Source organism: Sulfuritalea sp., from assembly GCF_031426875.1.
Taxonomy (GTDB): Bacteria; Pseudomonadota; Gammaproteobacteria; order Burkholderiales; family Rhodocyclaceae; genus Sulfuritalea.
Window position 1 is genome coordinate 77,441 of the sequence record NZ_JASJPC010000004.1, and the last position, 19,347, is coordinate 96,787.

Sequence of the window (19,347 nt, forward strand, 5' to 3'; positions counted from 1 at the left end):
TCCATGGAATAATGTCTCAGGATTGTAACCTCCGCTACCCGCTACCCCATGCCGCGCCGCAAACCAGCACCCTCCGCATCCAGCCAATTGCGTCGCGCGATCGCCAGCGCCGCCGCGCGCCTGATGGCGGAAGACGGCATCGCCGATTACGGCACCGCCAAACGCAAGGCGGCGCGAAGTCTCGGTGCCGCGGAAGGCGATGCGCTGCCCACCAACGAGGAAATCGAGACCGAGTTGCGCAGCTGGCAGTCGCTCTACCAGGAAGACGAGCAGCGGGAGCGCGTACACGATCTGCGCGCCACGGCACTCGAAGTGATGCAGGCGCTGACCGAATTCAACCCCTATCTGACGGGCGGTGCCCTGGATGGCACGGCTGGCCGCTATTCCGCCGCAGAAATAGAACTGTTCGCCGATAGCAGCAAGGATGTCGAAATTGCGCTCCTGTCCCAGGGCATTTCCTACGAAGTCATCGACAAGCGCAAACCGGGGCTGGACTCGCAACTGGCCATAGACTGGAACGATATTCCCGTCCTGCTATCGATCTATCCGCCGCTCGCCGAGCGCCAGCAGCCGAAAGCACATCACGGCGGTCAGGGTCGGCGGCGGGCACGCGCCGAGGCCGTGATCGACTTGTTGCGGGAAACCGGCCCATGAATTCCCGCCGCATCTGGGTCGCAGTCGGAGTCGTCGGACTTCTATCCGCCATCTTCGGCTATTTAATATATAAAGACATCCAACCTGCCGCGAACATAAAGGGAATTCCTCCTTTGGAAACTTCATCGCTTGGCACCCAGGCAACGGCGATCTTTCGCTTGACCCTGCCCGATTCGGGAGGCAAGGCCCAGGCAATGGAACAATGGCGCGGCAAGATTCTGGTCGTCAATTACTGGGCGACCTGGTGCCCACCCTGTCGCGAGGAAATGCCGGGCTTCTCTCGCCTGCAGGAGCAGTTCGGAGCCAAAGGTGTTCAATTTGTCGGCATCAGCATCGATACTGCAGACAAGGTCGGCGAATTTCAAAAGCAGACCCCGGTCAGCTACCCCTTGCTGATCGGTGACTCCGGCGCAATCGACAGCAGCGTCGCACTGGGCAACTCGCGCCAGGCACTGCCCTTCACCGCGGTGATCGACCGCCAGGGAATGGTCGCGGCGATCAAGCTGGGCCGCTTCGCGGAGGCGGATCTGGAGCGGCAACTGGTCGAGCTGATTTCTCGCTAACTGGACAAAGTGTAGGTATTTGCGGCAAACTTGCGCCCATGACGAAGCAAAAACGCAGCAAAGCCGGCACTGGCGACGAATCGCAGGGCGCAATTCTGGTCCTCCACGGGCCGAATCTGAACCTCTTGGGAAGCCGCGAACCGGAAATTTACGGGCGCACCACGCTGGCCAGCATACATACGGCAATGGAGGCCCGGGCTCGCGCTTTCGGCGCCCGGCTCGAAAGCTTTCAAAGCAATCACGAGGGCGAACTGATCGACCGGGTTCAGTCGGCTCGCGAACAAGGCGTGCGCTTCATCATCGTCAACCCGGCGGGCTATACCCATACCAGCGTCGCCTTGCGCGACGCCCTGGCGGCGGTGGCCATTCCCTTCATCGAGGTTCATCTGTCGAATGTGCATGGGCGGGAGCCGTTCCGCCGTCACTCGTATTTTTCGGATATCGCCGTCGGCGTTATCTCCGGTCTTGGCGCGCAAGGCTACGAACTGGCGCTGGAAGCCGCGCTGGCCCGCTTGCGTACCGCCTGAATCATCTAGAAATCGGCGGCCGCGGCCGCAAATCCTTGTTTGGGAGTCCCCATGGACCTGAGAAAACTCAAGACCCTGATTGATCTCGTGCAGAACTCCGGCATTTCGGAGCTTGAAATCAGTGAGGGCGAAGAAAAGATTCGCATTGCCAAGCATTTCGCCGCAGCACCCGCTACCACCAATATCCACATGCCCGCAGCCGCAGTAGCGGCGCCGGCCGCCGTGTCGCCAGCGCCAACTCTTGCCGCCGCCGCACCGGCCCTGCCCGAGGGCCATGTCATGAAGGCGCCGATGGTGGGCACCTTTTATCGGGCCAGCAGCCCGGATGCCGCGCCTTTCGTCGAGGTCGGCCAGACGGTGAAGGAGGGCGACACGCTCTGCGTGATCGAGGCGATGAAACTGATGAACGAGATCGAAGCCGACGTATCCGGCGTGATCAAGGCCATCCAGGTTGAAAACGGCCAGGCGGTGGAGTATGGCCAGCCGATGTTCGTGATCGGCTGAACATGACGACCATTCCCCCGACCCGCGCCCCACGACCGGCTTTGCACAGCCGGCCGGCTACGTCGGCGTGGAGCAGTGCTCCACGAAACCCCGACTTCGCCCCACGGAAAGGGGTGATGACGGTTCCGCTGCTTTGCAGCGTCCGGTTCAACAACTCATGCCTCCTTGGGGCGGCCCGGCGGAGGCATGATGTTCGGTAAAGTATTGATCGCCAACCGCGGCGAGATAGCGCTACGAGTCCTGCGCGCCTGCCGCGAGCTTGGCGTGCGCACGGTCGCCGTGCATTCGGAAGCCGACACCGAGGCGAAGTACGTCAAGCTGGCCGACGAATCGGTCTGCATCGGGCCGGCGCCTTCGAGCCAGAGCTACCTCAACATCCCCGCCATCATTTCCGCGGCCGAAGTCACCGACGCCGAGGCGATCCACCCCGGCTACGGCTTCCTCTCGGAAAACGCCGACTTTGCCGAATGCGTCGAGAAATCCGGCTTCGCCTTCATCGGCCCGCGCCCGGAAACCATCCGCCTGATGGGCGACAAGGTCAGCGCCAAGAACGCCATGCGCGAAGCCGGCGTCCCCTGCGTGCCCGGCTCCGAGGGCGCCCTGCCCGACGACCCCAAGGAAATCACCAAGATCGGCCGCGCCGTGGGCTATCCGGTGATCATCAAGGCGGCCGGTGGCGGCGGCGGACGCGGCATGCGCGTGGTGCATACCGAGGCCGCACTGCTCAACGCGGTCAACATGACCCGCAGCGAAGCCGGCGCGGCCTTCAACAACCCGACCGTGTACATGGAGAAGTTCCTCGAAAATCCGCGCCACGTGGAAATCCAGGTGCTCTCCGACGCGCATCGCAACTCGGTCTACTTGGGCGAGCGCGACTGCTCGATGCAGCGCCGGCACCAGAAGGTGATCGAGGAAGCGCCGGCGCCGGGCATCAACCGCCGGGTGCTGACCCGCGTCGGCGACCGTTGCGCCGAGGCCTGCCGCCGCATCAACTACCGCGGCGCCGGCACCTTCGAATTCCTCTACGAGGACGGCGAGTTCTACTTCATCGAGATGAACACCCGCGTCCAGGTCGAGCACCCGGTCACCGAGCTGATCACGGGCATCGACATCGTCCAGGCACAGATCCGCATCGCCGCCGGCGAAAAACTCTGGTTCAAGCAGCGCGACATCGAAATCCGCGGCCATGCCGTCGAGTGCCGCATCAATGCCGAAGACCCCTTCAAGTGCACGCCTTCGCCGGGCAAGATCACCAACTGGCATGCGCCCGGCGGCCCCGGCATCCGCGTGGATTCCCATGCCTATTCGGGCTACACCGTGCCGCCCCACTACGACTCGATGATAGGCAAAGTGATTGCTTACGGCGATACGCGTGAACAGGCCATCCGGCGCATGCGCATCGCGCTGTCGGAAATGATGGTGGACGGCATCAAGACCAATATCCCGCTGCACCAGGACCTGATGCTGGACGAGCGTTTCATCAAGGGCGGCACCAGCATCCATTACCTCGAAGAAAAGCTCGCCGCCCGCAGCGAAGCCAGCAAAGGCAAGTAGGCGCCATGTGGGTCAGCGTCGCCCTGGAAACCGACGCCGCGCACGCGGATGCGCTGTCCGACGCGCTGCTGGCGGCCGGCGCGATCTCGGTCAGCGTCGAAGACGCGCTGGCCGGAACCGAGCTGGAAACGCCGCAATTCGGCGAACCCGACGCAACGGGGAGCGGACCCGCGACGCCGCTGTGGAATGAGAGCCGGGTGGTGGCGCTGTTCGATCCGGGCGAGGACCTGATCGGGCGCATCGCCGCGGCGGCGGCCGCGGCCGGGATCGAAGACCTGCCCGAGATCGAACTGGAAGACGTCGCCGAACAGGACTGGGTGCGCCTGACCCAGGCCCAGTTCGACCCGATCAAGGTCAATCAGCGCCTGTGGATCGTGCCTTCATGGCACGCCGCACCCGACGCCAACGCGATCAACCTGATCCTCGACCCGGGCCTGGCCTTCGGCACCGGCTCGCACCCGACCACCTTCCTCTGTCTGCAATGGTTGACCGAAACCCTGCGCGGTGGAGAAACCTTGCTCGACTACGGCTGCGGCTCGGGCATCCTCGGCATCGCCGCGGCCAGGCTGGGCGCGGCATCGGTGCTGGGCGTGGATATCGACGAGAATGCCCTGATCGCCGCAGGCGACAACGCCGCCAACAATGACGTGACGATCGCCCTGCGCCATTCGCGGGACAAGCTCGACGAGCGCTTCGACATCGTGGTCGCCAACATCCTCACCAACCCGCTGTGCGTGCTGGCCCCGCTGCTGGTCGGGCGCATCGCGCCGGGCGGGCGCATCGCGCTGTCCGGCGTGCTGGCGAGCCAGGCCGACCAGGTCATCGCCGCCTATGCGCCGCTGATTGCGTTGCGTGTGGGCGCCGAACTGGACGGCTGGGTGCGGCTGGAGGGCCAGCAGTGCTGACGCGCTGCCCCAACTGCGCAACCCACTTCCGCGTCACCGCGGAGCAGCTCAAGGCGCGCTCCGGCCGCGTGCGTTGCGGCGAATGCCAGCATGTCTTCAATGCCATCGACAGCCTGATCGAGGAACCCACGGTGGTGTTGGTCGCACCGCCCGCCGCCGAATCCGCGCACGACGGGATTGCCCCTTCCCCGCCCGATACGGCAGAGGAATCCGCGGCCTATGCCGAAGCCGCGACCGACGAATTCGCCGTCCCGCCAGCGCCAACTCCTGAACCGGCTCCCGAGCCCATTCCTGAACCGGCTACCGAGCCAGCGCCCGAGCCGGACCCCGGCTCGATGCCGGAAGTGCCGGACGAAGTGCCCGAGCAAGTCCCGGCGCTGCCGCCGGACACCGAGGAAGCCTTGCTGCCGGAAATCACCGCCGCCCCGGAAGCGACCGAGCTTGACGCCGCAGCGCCGGATACCGACACGGCGGATGACAGCGAGACGGCAGGCTGGAGCGAGACCTTCCCCGCCGCGCCACCGCCGCCGCGCCGCTGGCCGTGGGTGATCGGCAGCCTGTTGGCGTTCGCCGTACTGGGCCTGCAGGCGCTGATGGCGTTCCGCGTCGAGCTGGCGGTGCTGTGGCCGCAGACCAAACCGGCCCTGGTCGCCCTGTGCCAGGTCGCCGGCTGCGAAGTCGGCCTGCCGACGAAGGTCGGCATGGTCGGCATCGAGGCCTCCGACCTGCACCCCGACAGCGGACATCCGGGCCGCCTGGCATTGGCGGCGACGCTGAAAAACCGGGCGCCCTTCGCCCAGCAGTTCCCGCATCTGGAACTCACGCTGACCGACACGGCGGACCAGGCCATCGCGCGCAAGGTGCTGGCGCCGGCCGACTACCTGCCGCCCGCGACGCCGCTCGCCGCCGGCATGGCGCCCAACGCCGACATCGTGCTGACGGTCGGCGTCGAGCCGCGCGAGATGGCGGCCAGCGGCTACCGGCTGTATCTTTTCTATCCCTGAACCCGAAAGCATTCATGAAGACACTCATCTGCGGATCGATGGCCTACGACACCATCATGGTATTCGGCGATCGTTTCAAGAACCACATCCTGCCGGAACAGATCCACATCCTCAACGTCGCCTTCCTGGTGCCCGACATGCGTCGCGAGTTCGGCGGCTGCGCCGGCAACATCGCCTACAGCCTCAAGCTGCTCGGCGGCGAGCCGCTGATCATGGCGACCATCGGCGACGACAGCACGCCCTACCTGCACCGCCTCAAGCAACTGGGACTGGACGCCAGCCATGTCACGCACGTGCCCGACAGCTTCACCGCGCAGGCCTTCATCACCACCGATCTCGACGACAACCAGATCACCGCCTTTCACCCGGGCGCGATGACCCAGTCGCACCGCAACAAGGTCACCGATGCGCGCGAGGTGAGTCTCGGCATCGTCGCGCCCGACGGCCGCGACGGCATGCTGCAGCATGCGCGCGAATTCCACGATGCCCGCATACCCTTCGTTTTCGATCCGGGCCAGGGCCTGCCGATGTTCGACGGCGCCGAACTCATGGCCTTCCTGAAACTTGCCGACTACTGCACGGTCAATGACTACGAAGCCAAGTTGCTGACGGAACGCACCGGGCGCAGCCTGGAACAACTGGCCGGGGAAGTCCAGGCGCTGATCGTCACGCTGGGCGGCAGCGGATCGCAGATCTACAGCAATGGCCGCCGCATCGAGATTCCGGCGGCGCCGCCGGAATCGCTGATCGACCCGACCGGTTGCGGCGACGCCTACCGCGCCGGCCTGCTTTACGGCATCGGCCGGGGCTGGGAATGGGAGAAGACCGGGCGCCTGGCATCGCTGATGGGGTCGATCAAGATCGCCCACCGCGGCGGCCAGAACCACAAGCTGAGAAGGGAAGACATTGCCCAGCGTTTCAGTGCCGCATTCGGTGAGACACTCTGATCGAGCCCCGCCGTGAATAAAGGAAATCTCATGAAGCCATACCGTCTGCTTGCCCTTGCCGTCACTGCCGCAACCGCCCTGGTACTGGCCGGTTGCGCCGGCAGCCAGTCCGGTTCCGCCTATTCCCGTTCGCAAACCCGCGGCGAAATGCATGTGCGCATGGGCGTCGTGGAATCCGTGCGCACGGTGACCATCGAAGGCACGCAATCGGGTGTCGGCGTCGTTGCGGGAGGCGTGGTCGGCGGCATCGCCGGCAGCAACGTCGGACAGGGCAAGGGCTCGACCGTCGGCTCGGTGCTCGGCGCCGTGCTCGGCGGCGTGGCCGGGCAGGCCATCGAGGAAAAGACGTCGAAGAAGGACGGCCTGGAAATCACCGTCAAACTCGACAGCGGCCAGTTCATCGCCGTGACCCAGGAGGCCGACGAACAATTCCGCGCCGGCGACAAAGTGCGGGTCCTGTCCGGCAGCGGCGTCACCCGCGTCTCGCACTGAGTTCGCCCGTCGAGCCTTGGTACGAGCGCCGGACGCTCAGTCCCAGCCGGAGGGCTTGGCCTGCTGCGGACAGGGCTGACGAAATACCCGCCGGTCATCCAACCGCACCGCCGTCAGGCAACCGCCCCACAGGCAACCGGTGTCGAGCGCGAGGATGTTGGCCTCGTCGCGAAATCCGAGGGCCGACCAGTGCCCGCAGACAATCGCATGGTCGGCGCTGGCGCGCCCCGGCGCATTGAACCACGGCAGGCATCCCGGCGGCCCCTTGTCGGGCGGCGACTTGGCGCCGCCCGCACGAAATTCCATGGCGCCGCTCGCCGTCACATAGCGCATGCGCGTCATCGCATTCACCACCACGCGCAAACGGTCCCAGCCGGCGAGATCGTCGCGCCAGGCTGCCGGTTCCGAGCCCCACATATTGGCGAGGAAGTCGCGGTAGTCGGCGGCCTGCAATGCCGCCGAGGCTTCGTCGGACAGCGCTTGCGCCTGCGCCACGGTCCAGCTCGGCAACAGGCCGGCATGCACCATGGCCCAGCCGTCCTCGACATGGAACAGCGGCTGCGCCCGCAGCCAGGCCAGCAACTCGTCGCGGTCGGCGGCCGCCAGGATCTCGTCGAGCGTGTCTTCCTTGTTCGGCTTGCCGTAGCCTGCGGCCTGCATCACCAGATGCAGATCGTGATTGCCGAGCACCACGGTCGCCGAACTTCCCAGTGCCTTGACGAAGCGCAGCACCTCGAGCGACGCGGGGCCGCGATTGACCAGGTCGCCGACGAACCAGACGCGGTCGGCGGCCGGATCGAAACTGATATAGTCGAGCAGGCGCCGCAGCGGGTCGTAGCAGCCCTGCAGGTCTCCGATTGCATAAGTAGCCATAGTCGACAAGTTTACCTTGAGCCCTGCCCCCACCCCGAAAATACTGATCATCCGGCGCGACAACATCGGCGACCTGGTGTGCACCACACCATTGATCGCCGCCTTGCGCCGGCGATTTCCGCAATCCTGGATCGGCGCGCTGGTCAATAGCTACAACGCACCGGTGCTGGCCGGCAATCCCGATCTCGACGAAGTCTTTGTCTACACCAAGGCCAAGCATCGCGGTCCCCGCGAATCGCTGCCCGGCATCCTGTGGCGGCGCCTGGCGATGATGCGCAAACTGCGCGGGATGCAGCTCGACGACGTGATCATCGCCACCACCTCGCCGCAGCCGCGGGTGGTCAAGCTCGCGCGCTGGCTGCAGCCGAAGCGCCTGATCGGCTTCGGCGACGTCAAGGGACTGGATCTGGCGCTGCCGCTCGACGACGCCGGCCGCCATGAAGCCGAGGACGTGTTTCGCGTCGCTGCGGTCTACGGCATTGCCGGTCCGCCGCCGGCTTGTCGGGTCTTCGCACCGGGCAAGGCGGCGCCGGCGCCGCCATTCACCGTCGGCATCCACATCAGCGCGCGCAAGGCGTCGCAGCGCTGGCCGGCCGAACGCTTCGCCGAAACCATTGAATCACTGGCGGCGCAAGGCCCGCTGCGCTTCATGCTGCTCTGGTCGCCCGGCGCCGAAGACAATCCGCTGCATCCGGGCGACGATGCCAAGGCCGGCGAGCTGCTTGCAAGAGTTGGCGCTGGCGCCCCGGTGATTGCGCGGCCGACGCAGACGCTGGCGGACCTGATCGCCGCGCTCGCGCAATGCGATGCGCTGATCTGCGCCGACGGCGGCGCCATGCATCTGGCGGCGGGGCTCGGCCTGCCCATCGTGTGCCTCTTCGGCAATTCCGGCACGGCGCGCTGGCGCCCCTGGGGCGTGCCTTATCGCCTGCTGCAGAAGCCTTCGCTCGACGTGCGGGACATCGCGGTCGATGAAGTAACGACGGCCTTCAATGCCTTGCGGGCCGATATTCCGGCACCCAGCTCCTGAGCCCGGATTTCACCTCGGCTTCCTCGCGCCAGGGCGCTGCCAGCCATAGTTCGAGCTCGGCCAGCCAGGCCGCGTCGGGTGACGCCGAAGGTTTCGCGATGCGCAGCTTAGGATGCGGCGTCGGCAGGGTCGCCTCGCCGTCGGCGAGCAGTTCTTCGTAGAGCTTCTCGCCGGGCCGCAGGCCGGTGAACTCGATTTTTATCTCGTCCTCGCTGAAGCCCGAAAGCCGGATCATGTCGCGCGCCAGGTCGACGATCTTCACCGGTTCGCCCATGTCGAGCACGAAGACCCGGCCGCCCTCGGCTTCGCGCGCCGCCATCAGTCCGGCCTGCAACACCAGTTGCGCCGCCTCGGGTATCAGCATGAAGTAGCGGATGATCTCCGGATGCGTGACGGTGACCGGCCCGCCTTTCGCGATCTGCTCGCGAAAGCGTGGGATCACGCTGCCCGACGAACCCAGGACATTGCCGAAACGCACCATGACGAAACGCGTCGCCGAGCGCTGCGCCTGCACCGCCTGGCACACGACCTCCGCCAGGCGCTTGCTGGCACCCATGACATTGGTCGGATTGACCGCCTTGTCGGTGGAAATCAGCACGAATTCCCCGGTGCCGTTGGCCAGCGCGGCGCGCGCCACGTTGAGCGTGCCCTGCACGTTGTTCTTCACCGCTTCCCAGGCGTTGGCACATTCCATCAGCGGCACGTGCTTGTAGGCCGCGGCGTGAAACACCACGTCCGGCCGGTGCTCGGCGAACACCGCGTCCATGCGCACGACATCCTTCACGTCGCCCACCACGCAGGTCACGGAACGCCCGGCAAACTCCTGCTCGATGCTGTACAGCGCGTATTCGGACTGCTCCAGGAACACCAACTGCCGCGGACGGAAGCGCGCGATCTGGCGGCACAACTCGGAGCCGATCGAGCCGCCGGCGCCGGTCACCAGCACGGTCTTGTTCTCCAGCAGGCCCTGCAGGCCGGCCTCGTCGAGCTCGATCCGGTCGCGGCCGAGCAAGTCTTCGAGTTCGACCTTGCGGATTTCCGAAATCGCCACGCGGCCGGTGAGCAGGTCTTCGAGCGCGGGCACGGTCATCACCGTAAGTCCGGCCGCCGCCGTCAGTTCCGTCGCACGCCGCCGTTCCGCTGCCGACGCCGAGGGCATGGCGATGATGACGTGGTGCGCATCGGCGCGTTGCGCATGCTCCGCGATCGCATCGATCCCGCCCAGGATAGGCACATCGCCGAGCTGACGACCGGTCAGCGCCGAACCGGCATCGACCAGACCGACCACGCGCCAGACCCGGCTGGTTTCCAGTTCCTTGATCAGGCGCATCGCCGTCTCGCCAGCGCCAACTATCAGGACCGGCGTGCCCACCCCGGTGCGGCGCAGGAAGAAATGTCCGTCCTTCCAGGCCCGATAGGTGAAGCGCACGCCGCCCATCAGCAACACCAGCAGCAATGGATCGAGGATGAACACCGAGCGCGGCACCATGTTGAGCTGCTGTGCCATCACCAGGGCCGCAGGCGACGCCAGACCCGCGACTCCGCAGGCGATCAGTATCCGTTTCAGGTCGGAAACGCTGGCAAAGCGCCACATCCCACGATACAGGCCAAAGCCATAGAAAATGATTCCCTGCACGGGTATCACCACCACCAGCGCCGACCACATGGCCTCATTGAATTCAGCCGGAATGTCGAGATTGAAGCGCAGCCAGTAAGACCCGAGCCAGGCGAACACCACCATGGCAAGGTCGTGCAGGAAAATCATCGCGCTGCGCCTCACGCCCGGTCTCCGCGGCTGGCCGCACTGCGCGCCCAGCATCTGTCAATGAACAGCATCAGGCCTGCGTAAACGACAACCCATGCCGACAGCCCCAGGACCTGGAACTGTTGGCCCGCCGACAGCAGGGTCAGGGCCGAAATTCCGCATGCCGCCATGAGCACGTATTCGAACAATGCCAGCCGGCGATGGGACCAGCCCATGCGCACGAGGCGCTGATAGTAGTGCTCTCGATGGGCGGTCCAAACCCTTTCCCTGCGCAGCGCCCGACGCACCAGCGTAACCGTCGCATCGACGACAAACGGCGAGAACGCAAGCAGGGGAAACCACCAGGGCCACTGCCCCTTCACCACGCCCAGCAAGCCAAGTCCTCCCGCCAGAAAGCCAAGCGGAATCGATCCGGCGTCGCCGAGAAACACCCTGGCCGGATCAAAATTGAATACCAGGAAGCCGAGGGCTGCCCCGGTCAAGGCGTAGCTCGCGTTCGGCGCGCCGAACGCCAGGCCGAAGACGGCAAAGCCAATGGCCGCCATGCCGCCAGCCAGGCCGTTGGCGCCGTCCATGAAATTGAAGAGATTGGTCATCCATGCCACCGCCAAAGCCGCTGCCAAGGCGACCATCGAGGAACCCATCAAACCGAAGGCGAGCAAGCCCGCAGCCAGGAGATGGGCGCCGAACCGCAACTTCACGGGAAGACTGCGCCAATCGTCAAAGATCGACAGAAAGAACAGAAAACCGGCGAGCCCCAGCAGGAGCACCGAATCGCCGTCCCACAAACCGGCTGCAAGGCAACCCAGAACGGCTCCCGGGAACAGCGCCAACCCCCCGATGCGGGGCGTCGGCCGATCGTGCAGCGAACGCGCGTTGGGGCGATCGACGGGCAAAACATCGGCGCGTCGCAACAGAATTGCGAGGAGAGCGATGGTGGCGCTAGCGGCCACGATGGAGGCAATCCAGTTCGACACTATGGAATGGAATCAGAGCAGAGCCCGCTGTCGCGCAGCCTGGGCAATTCGCTCCAGCTGCAACGCGATGACTTTTTTTTCATCATACAACATCAATGCGCGCTGCCTGCCTGCCTGGCCGAGCTGCGTGCCCCATGCCGGATCGCGGACAAAACGCTCGATCGCCGCGGCGAGCTGTCCCGGTGCACGCGTCGGCACCAACACGCCGGTTTCCTCGGCCACAACTTCTTCCCGCGCACCACGGATATCCGTGGCCACCACGGGCTTGCCCATCATCATCGCCTCGATGATGGTGCGCGGCATGCCCTCGCGCCACGACGGCAGGCAGAACAAGTCCATCGTTGCCAGCATCTGGGGGATGTCGGAGCGCAGGCCGGGGGCCACAAGTCGCTCGCCCAATTGGGCTTTCGCCGCAGAGAACTCATCCTCGACACCGCTGGCATGGTCACTGGGCAAACGCTCACCAATAAGCAGAAACCAGATTTTGGGAAATCGCTGCGCCAGGTCGGCGGCGGCAGCCAGAAACTCAGCCACCCCCTTCTCGCGCACCTGACGGCCAATCATGCCAACCACGAAAGCCTCGGCGGGAATGCCCAATGCCGCGCGCGCCGTCTCGCCAGCGCCAACTCTTGCCGGATCGAAGCACGACACGTCGACTCCGTTGCCGATCGCCAGCACGCGCTCGCGCGGGGCAATGCCCTCCTTGACCGCCTCCTCCGCGTCCTCGGCGCTCTGCGAGAAAAGCAGGTCGGTAAGCCTCCCGCCAAAGCGCTCCAGCGCAACGAACAGCGCACGCTTGCGGCGCGGCATCTCGTCGTGAAAATAGAAGCCGTGCGCGGTGTAGACGACCAGCGGAATCCCGGCGATGCGTGCCGCGAGGCGCCCAATCAATGCCGCCACCGGAGTATGCACATGCAGGACGTCGAAGCGCTCGCGACGAAAGTAGCGCACCAGCGCGATCGTCGAGCGAAGTGCCGAAAGCGGATTCATGCTGCGCGAAATCGGAATCGTGTCGACGGCGTAGCCGCCGCGGCGCAAGTCGTCGACAAACGGACCGGGCGAGCATACGGCGGTCACCGACCAGCCTTGCCCGCGCATGCCGTCGATGAGCGGCAGCAGGAAGTTCCTGACGGTGAAATCGACGGCGCAGAGCTGGCAGACCCTCACGCCCAACGCTCCCGCCAGGCCTGAAACATCAGGACGTTCCACAGCCAGTATTGCCAATTGCGGCGGCCGGAAAGGTGCTCGGCCCACTTGCGGCGCACCGGTTCGGGATGCAGAAAGCCCTCGCTGCGCAATCGCGACTCGTCGAGCAGCGCTTCCGCCCAGTCGCGCAGCGGCCCACGCAACCAGGAATCGAGCGGAATGCCGAAGCCCTGTTTCGGCCGCTCGATCAGTTCCTTCGGCACGTAGCGATACAGCACCTGACGCAGCAGCCACTTGCCTTGTCCATGACGAATCTTCATATCCAGCGGCAGCGACCAGGCGAACTCCACCAAGCGATGGTCGAGCAGCGGAATACGCGTCTCCAGGCTGACCGCCATGGCGGCCCGATCGACCTTGGCCAGGATGTCGTCGGAAAGATAACCGACCAGATCGTGGAACATCATGCGCTCTGTAAAGTCGCCGCCGCGGGCCGAGCGCGCAAAATCGGCCGCCTCGGCGTCGGCCCAGATCGGCGCTTCGTCGCCGCCGATCACGATGCTGCGAGGCTCGCGGTGCTGGGATACCAGTCGCCGATAGAGTTCGTCCGTCGATGCCACATCGATGACTCCGGCGAGCTTGTGCAGGCGATCGCCGAGTGTCGGTTGGCGCAGACCGCTGGGCAGCGCCCTGCCGATCCTGTCCCAGGCTTGCGGCGAAACGGCGCTGACTGCGCGCCCCGCGGCAGCCCGCAGGCCGCGCGGCAGCGGGCCGATGCGACGCCAGATCGACCTTCCCCAGAAATACCGGTTGTAGCCGCCGAACAACTCGTCGCCGCCGTCGCCAGACAGGCAAACCGTCACATGGCGGCGCGCCATCGCGGCGACCAGATGCGTAGGGATTTGCGACGAGTCGCCGAATGGTTCGTCATACATTTCAGCCAGGCGGGGAATCACGGCCTGGGCATCTCCCGGCGACACGTAGAACTCGGTGTGGTCGGTGCCCAGATGCGCCGCGACAGACTTGGCATACGCGGCCTCGTTGTAGTCCGCTTCGGTAAAACCAATGGAAAAGGTCCGCACCGGACGCGGCGACTGCGCCTGCATCAGGGCGACGATGGTCGAGGAATCGACGCCGCCCGAAAGAAAGGCGCCGAGCGGCACATCGGCAACCATCTGCCCTGCCACGGCGACGCGTAGATGCTGGTCCAGCGCCCCGACCGCGCTCGCTTCGTCGATGCTTGTGCGAGCACTGCCCGCAGCGACTTCGACCGCGCGCCAATAGAGAGTCGGCGCTGGCAGGACGGTGATTGGCGCATCGGCGGCGAGGGTCAGATAGCTCCCGGGCAGCAGTTTGCGGATCCCGCGCCAGATCGTGTGCGGCAAGGGCACATAGCCATAGCGCATGAACAGAGCCAGCGCATCGCGATCGACTTGCGGAGCCCAGCCGCGATACGCCGCCAGCGCCTTGAGTTCCGAGCCGAACAGCAGTGCGCCGTCCTGCAGACCGTAGTAGAGCGGCTTCTCGCCCAGACGATCGCGCGCGAGCGTGAGTTCCTTGCGCCCGCTGTCCCACAAGGCGATGGCAAACATGCCGACCATGCGTCGCAAGGCCGCCTCGACGCCCCATGTCTCGAAGGCCGCCAGCAGTGTTTCGGTATCGGAATGCCCTCGCCAGGCAAAGCCCGGCAATTCATTGCGCAACTCGAGATGGTTGTAGATCTCCCCATTGAAGGCGATCACGAATCGCCCGCTGGCGGAGTGCATCGGCTGGCGCCCGGCGGCTGACAGATCGAGAATGGACAGGCGGCGATGCGCCAGGGCGACACCGAATGCGGCATCGGTCCAGGCGCCGCCCTCATCGGGCCCGCGGTGAACGATTGCGTCCGCCATGGCGCCGACATCGCGAACCAGCGCATCGTCGTCGCGCAATCGATTGCGGAGCAGAGCCCCCGCTAAGCCACACACTTCAAGAACACCTTTCGCACGCCAGTTGACTCCGTGAATTCACAAACCATTTCCGTATCGTGCCCAAATCTCTTCATACAGCGCCTCATAGGCGAAAACCGACGCATCGATCGAAAACGATTCGGTGACGCGCACGCGGGCGGCATCCCCCATCGCGCGCCTGCGTCCGGCATCGCCAATCAAGGCCGACATGGCTTCTGCCAGCAGCGCGGGTTCCCGCGCCGGCACGACGAAACCATTCTTGCCGTCGATCACTGCCTCCGCATTCCCGCCAACGTCGGTCACCACCATCGGCAGCCCTGCCGCCATGCCCTCCAGCACGGCATTCGAGAATCCCTCCTCTTGCGATGCAAGCACCGCGATGTCGCTCGCGACGAGCAAGTCCGGGACGTCGCGCCGCTCGCCAAGAAACCGGACTCTGCCGGAAATGCCCAGTTCGACAGCCTGCCTCTGCAGGGAATCCGCCTCTCCCGCGTCACGCCCGGCGAGCAGCATTACACAGTTCGCTGCAATGACGGGGCTCAGCATGGCCAGCGACCGAAGCAAATCGGCATGGCCCTTGTAGCGAAACAGATTGGCGACGCAAGTCAATACGACAACATCATCCGCCAGTCCGAGTCGGGTTCGGACTTCCTGGCGTTTGGCCTCGCGTTGGTTGCCGCACAGGAAGCGGCCGGTATCGATGCCGTTGTAGATCAGCCGGACGCGCCCGGGCGGCGCCCCTTCGGCAAGCAGGTCGGCCACCACCGGACGCGAGTTGCCGACCAGCGCAGCCATGCGACGATGCAGCCGACGCTCGAACCATGCGGCCACCGGATGGTGTTGCTGGTAAGTGTTGCGGCTGCGGCGACTCATCAATACTGTCGAACCCGCCATGAGCCCGACCGGGGCGCCAAGAAGGTATGGCTCAGGCAAGAAGCAGTGCACCAATGAACGGTGTCCAGCCGCTTGCGACGCAAGGCGGGACAGAGCCCCGATACGAGATGACGAACCCGGCCGGACATTCACTCCACTTTGCGTAAAAGCCTCAGCCAGCGCCCCTCCGCGATACAGCGCCAATATGGTGACCGCAAACTTTTCACGATTCAGGCGCGGGAGCGTTTGCAGCAAATGCTGTTCCGTGCCGCCGCTATCGAAACTACGGGTGACGGCGATTATCGGAATGGGGCGCATAGATTCGACGGTAATTTTCTGTGAAATTGCTGCGGCCGAGCCGTTCGGCGAAGCGCCTGGCCACCGCCGGGCGGTCAAGTGACGGCAGTCGAGGGCAGCCATTCTCGACAGTCACGAGGTTGCCGACAGCCGTGGCGACGCGCATGGCATAGGGTACGGCTTCGCTGGTCACCACCGCAAGGCCCGTCAGGCCATATTCGGCGAACTTTGTCGGCGAGGCCACCCGGTTGGTACGCAGAGGCGGGCGCAGCAGGAAGCCGACATCGGCGGCATTCAAATAGGCATTAACCTCGCCGAGGGCGCAGGCATGGGCCTGGAAACTGCCCTGCGGAAGATGCGCCAGTTCGTGCTGCGCGGCCGCCAGCGCCGGCGTAAGCACCAGCAGGCGGCTGCGTGGATCCTTGTCATGGGCCGCCGCGAAAAATCCCACCGTGTCGCCGAAACCCTGGTACTCGGTAAGGCTGCCGCTATAGACATACACGGTCTCGTCGGCTGCATAGCCGAGGCGCCGACGGCTTGCCGCGCGCAGGTCAGGATCAAAAAAGAATAGTTCCTCGTGGGCCGCGCAGGGCACGATTTCGACAGGCTTGTCTCCAACCAGTTCGCGGTACTGGTCGCGCAACTCCTCCGTCACGAACAGTGCGCGGCTGCACCATCGGCCCGCCATTCGTGTGTAGCCACGTAGCTCGTGCAGCCGCAATTGCACCAGCAGGCCAAACCAGCCGCGACGACCGGCAAAACGCTCCTCGACCTCGGCCACCGAATCGCCGCGGCAGTCCCAGATCAACTCGATGCCGAACAGGCTCGCCACCGGCCCCGCCACGGCGGCGGAATAGTCGGTGCGCGCATGAATGTGGGTGAAGTCCCGGCGGCGAGGAAACAAGCGCCACGCAAACAAGAGCACGTTGATCGCGTAGGCCAGCCGGGAAAGCGGCCGCACCGCGCGATACAGCAACACCGGTGCCTGTGCCAGTTGCTCCGCGGCCCCGAGGCGGGAGCGGGAACTCTGCATGAGGGCATCAAGGCAGGCAAATGCCCACACCTCGAACTGCGCGACGCTCTTCGCCTGGAGCATGCGCACTGTGGCCAAGACCTGGGACTCCAACACAGTGGCCGCCAGTCCCTCGAACAGGAGAAAGAGAACCTTAGGCTTTGCGGCCATAGCCAATGCAGGGCGTCGGTGCGTTGCCGAGGGCAGCCAGTTCGCCCCCGGAAATGCCATCCCATATCTCCAGCGCATCATCCCGGAAGCGCACCAGGCGATGCAGCGTGCCCTCGTCCGCAACGATCCGTCCGGCAACCGCATCGGCCTGCCAGCAGGTGCACTCGGCCGCGGCCTTCGGTGTCAGGGAGAAGAGCGTCGAACCCGGAGGAGCCACGTCCCAGGCACGCGCCCGCGGCGCGTCATGCGCCGACGCGGAGCGGTACAGGTTGCGCGCCTGCGGATCGGCCGTGTAGACGTAGGTTCCAGGATCTTGTATCAACGCCTGCCCTCCCAACACGATTTCAATGCCGAGATTATCGTCGTGGAGGTGTCCGCTCGGCGTGCCGGCCGCCAACGGACCCCAGCAGCGGAAGACCACGAAGTCGTCGTCGCGGCGGAAAACGTAGAGCCCGAAGGCGGGGTAGGCGATACGGCTCCAGGGATTCGTCGACCGCGCCAAGGGAAATCGTCTGAACCGGCGGCACGCATCCGGTCGTTGGCTGATTTCCGCCTCGATCGCCGTTGCGTCGCCAAGGTCACCCGGCATCGATAGTGGCTCCGGAATCCGAGCCAGCCACTCTCCGGCCAGCGCACGCACCACAACGCTGTCGAACCATCGGGCGGCAACGGTTGGTGAAAACAGCGCGTCGATGGATTCGATCAGTGCACGATGATCCAGATCGTCGCGTCCGGGCGGATGACCACCGACCGCCACCGGATGCAGCCAGAACAGCCGTCCGGAGTCGGTATCGCCGATCTGGCTGATGCGTCCGTCGCAACGGCTCACGGCTTCGCTGAAGCGGGCTGCCCGCCAGAGTCGCTCGGCGACCATTGCTGAAACGGGCCCCGGCCGTCCTGTTGCATCCGGGAAATCCGGCACGGGTGGCGGCGGGAAATCGGGTCGTACCTGGATCGCATCCGGTCGATAGGACGTCAACGCGTTCCGCCTCGACTCCGGCAACCCGGCGGCCAGAGCCACGCCGAAAAGCACCAGCTCGGCCGAAAGACGGTGGTAACTCGTCGACCCCTCATAGCAACTGCCTTCGGGGTGAAATTGGGTCAGCGCTTCTCCCGTCAGTTCCCGCACGGCGAAGGCAAGCCAGGCGTCGCTGCGCGGCGAAACATCAAGCCGCGCCCCCGCATAGAGCAGGCCGGCCAGATCGGCCAGATAGTGATTGGTGCGATTGACTTCGGACCACTCCAGATGATCCGCAACATACACCGCGTGGTCGACGATGCTGCGCGAGACGAGTGCGTGGGTGGATCGGTCCAACCCAAGCCCGCCGGATGCCAGGAGGTCGAGGGCGAGCAGCCAATTCGCCGCGCGGATCGCCACATCCATCGCGCAAGCCCAATTGACTCCGAAGCGCGGCGGATTGGTGGCAATGAAGTCGAGTAACTGGACGCGAATCTCGTCGACATACAGGCCGGCATCCACAAATCGGGAGTCGCCTGAGGACGCCCGCAGCGCACAGAGCGCGAGCTGGGGCAGGTGCTGCATGCGGGCGAGCTCCCGCGGTAGCTTGATGTCGGCGCCCGCGGCGGAACCGATGCGGACATCGAGATGGCAGGTCAGTTCGGACCAGCGAAAGCCGGACTTGAAATCGAGTTGCCAATCGATCGGCACGTATCCGGCGCGGCCGATCAACTGCCAAGCCTGCTGCGCGGCAGCCAGATTGGCGCGGTTGATCCGACCCGCAAGCCAGTGCCCGGCAGGGTCGGCATTCACAGATGGAGCGGACGGATAACGCTGTCCGTCGAAGCCGGCGCATGCGATGCCATGAGCCACCCGCACCCAGCCCGAGCCAAGCAGGTTGAACCGATGTTCCATGTAGGCCGGTGCAACCGCCGCGAGATAGGCGCAAAGATCCTCAGGGATGTCCTCGCTGCGCAACCGCAGCGCCACCGGACGCAGGGTCTCCTGCCCGCCACCGTGGCTCTCCAGAAACTTGTCGCGCAGGCGCTGCAGCTCACCTCCCGCAATCCGCCGCAAACGGCCGAACCCCTTCGCCAGCAGCAGCCGCAGCGGATAGTCGCGAAACTGGCTCGGGATGGCGAAGGACAC

Annotated in this window: 18 protein-coding genes; 10 read left to right on the forward strand and 8 right to left on the reverse strand. The window is 65.2% G+C overall.

Annotated features, from left to right (window positions below; translation table 11 throughout):
* The first annotated feature begins 48 nt into the window (after positions 1-48).
* The 9 genes from RMO95_RS02280 to RMO95_RS02320 all read left to right on the forward strand — a co-directional run bounded on the left by RMO95_RS02280 (position 49) and on the right by RMO95_RS02320 (position 7,150).
* Positions 49-654 (forward strand): nucleotidyltransferase, encoded by a 606-nt coding sequence (locus RMO95_RS02280; protein WP_310448965.1) that lies wholly within the window; start codon positions 49-51, stop codon positions 652-654.
* Positions 651-1,217 carry a TlpA disulfide reductase family protein gene (locus tag RMO95_RS02285; RefSeq protein ID WP_310448966.1) on the forward strand — a complete coding sequence of 189 codons (567 nt, stop codon included), beginning with the start codon at positions 651-653 and terminating at the stop codon, positions 1,215-1,217. Before RMO95_RS02280 ends, RMO95_RS02285 begins: the two co-directional genes overlap by 4 nt.
* A 38-nt stretch (positions 1,218-1,255) precedes the next feature.
* Positions 1,256-1,744, forward strand: a complete 489-nt coding sequence (gene aroQ, locus RMO95_RS02290) for a type II 3-dehydroquinate dehydratase (RefSeq protein ID WP_310448967.1) — start codon at positions 1,256-1,258, stop codon at positions 1,742-1,744.
* A gap of 51 nt (positions 1,745-1,795) precedes the next feature.
* Positions 1,796-2,248 (forward strand): acetyl-CoA carboxylase biotin carboxyl carrier protein, encoded by a 453-nt coding sequence (gene accB, locus RMO95_RS02295; RefSeq protein ID WP_310448968.1) that lies wholly within the window; start codon positions 1,796-1,798, stop codon positions 2,246-2,248.
* Between the two features lie 189 nt (positions 2,249-2,437).
* On the forward strand, positions 2,438-3,802 hold the full coding sequence (gene accC / locus RMO95_RS02300) for an acetyl-CoA carboxylase biotin carboxylase subunit (protein WP_310449007.1): 1,365 nt from the start codon (positions 2,438-2,440) through the stop codon (positions 3,800-3,802).
* Between the two features lie 5 nt (positions 3,803-3,807).
* Positions 3,808-4,707 (forward strand): 50S ribosomal protein L11 methyltransferase, encoded by a 900-nt coding sequence (gene prmA / locus RMO95_RS02305; protein ID WP_310448969.1) that lies wholly within the window; start codon positions 3,808-3,810, stop codon positions 4,705-4,707.
* A complete protein-coding gene (locus RMO95_RS02310; protein ID WP_310448970.1) occupies positions 4,701-5,711 on the forward strand; it encodes a DUF3426 domain-containing protein in 1,011 nt (336 codons plus the stop codon). The genes prmA and RMO95_RS02310 overlap by 7 nt, the downstream gene beginning before the upstream one ends.
* Positions 5,712-5,725: 14 nt before the next feature.
* On the forward strand, positions 5,726-6,658 hold the full coding sequence (locus RMO95_RS02315; RefSeq protein ID WP_310448971.1) for a carbohydrate kinase family protein: 933 nt from the start codon (positions 5,726-5,728) through the stop codon (positions 6,656-6,658).
* A 30-nt stretch (positions 6,659-6,688) separates the two neighbouring features.
* Positions 6,689-7,150 carry a glycine zipper 2TM domain-containing protein gene (locus RMO95_RS02320; RefSeq protein ID WP_310448972.1) on the forward strand — a complete coding sequence of 154 codons (462 nt, stop codon included), beginning with the start codon at positions 6,689-6,691 and terminating at the stop codon, positions 7,148-7,150.
* 36 nt (positions 7,151-7,186) lie between these two features.
* On the opposite strand, the gene RMO95_RS02325 is transcribed toward RMO95_RS02320, so the two are convergent.
* Positions 7,187-8,023, reverse strand: coding sequence for a symmetrical bis(5'-nucleosyl)-tetraphosphatase (locus RMO95_RS02325; protein WP_310448973.1), 837 nt, complete (start codon positions 8,021-8,023; stop codon positions 7,187-7,189).
* A gap of 16 nt (positions 8,024-8,039) precedes the next feature.
* On the opposite strand from RMO95_RS02325, the gene RMO95_RS02330 reads away from it, so the two are divergent.
* Complete coding sequence (locus RMO95_RS02330) at positions 8,040-9,053, forward strand: glycosyltransferase family 9 protein (protein ID WP_310448974.1); 1,014 nt, start codon at positions 8,040-8,042, stop codon at positions 9,051-9,053.
* On the opposite strand, the gene RMO95_RS02335 is transcribed toward RMO95_RS02330, so the two are convergent.
* From RMO95_RS02335 to RMO95_RS02365, 7 genes are read right to left on the reverse strand one after another with little or no spacing between them, the layout of a single operon-like run.
* Complete coding sequence (locus RMO95_RS02335) at positions 9,013-10,833, reverse strand: nucleoside-diphosphate sugar epimerase/dehydratase (protein WP_310448975.1); 1,821 nt, start codon at positions 10,831-10,833, stop codon at positions 9,013-9,015. The genes RMO95_RS02330 and RMO95_RS02335 overlap by 41 nt on opposite strands.
* A complete protein-coding gene (locus RMO95_RS02340; protein WP_310448976.1) occupies positions 10,830-11,771 on the reverse strand; it encodes a UDP-phosphate N-acetylglucosaminyl 1-phosphate transferase in 942 nt (313 codons plus the stop codon). Before RMO95_RS02340 ends, RMO95_RS02335 begins: the two co-directional genes overlap by 4 nt.
* Before the next feature lie 36 nt (positions 11,772-11,807).
* Positions 11,808-13,004: a glycosyltransferase family 4 protein gene (locus RMO95_RS02345; protein ID WP_310448977.1), complete on the reverse strand. Its 1,197-nt coding sequence runs from the start codon at positions 13,002-13,004 to the stop codon at positions 11,808-11,810.
* Positions 12,959-14,905, reverse strand: coding sequence for an asparagine synthase (glutamine-hydrolyzing) (asnB, locus tag RMO95_RS02350; protein ID WP_310448978.1), 1,947 nt, complete (start codon positions 14,903-14,905; stop codon positions 12,959-12,961). Before asnB ends, RMO95_RS02345 begins: the two co-directional genes overlap by 46 nt.
* A 39-nt stretch (positions 14,906-14,944) precedes the next feature.
* Complete coding sequence (locus RMO95_RS02355; RefSeq protein WP_310448979.1) at positions 14,945-16,078, reverse strand: glycosyltransferase; 1,134 nt, start codon at positions 16,076-16,078, stop codon at positions 14,945-14,947.
* Entirely contained in the window at positions 16,044-17,300 is a 1,257-nt protein-coding gene (locus tag RMO95_RS02360) for a hypothetical protein (RefSeq protein WP_310448980.1), read from the reverse strand. The genes RMO95_RS02355 and RMO95_RS02360 overlap by 35 nt, the downstream gene beginning before the upstream one ends.
* Complete coding sequence (locus RMO95_RS02365; RefSeq protein ID WP_310448981.1) at positions 17,224-19,347, reverse strand: heparinase II/III family protein; 2,124 nt, start codon at positions 19,345-19,347, stop codon at positions 17,224-17,226. Before RMO95_RS02365 ends, RMO95_RS02360 begins: the two co-directional genes overlap by 77 nt.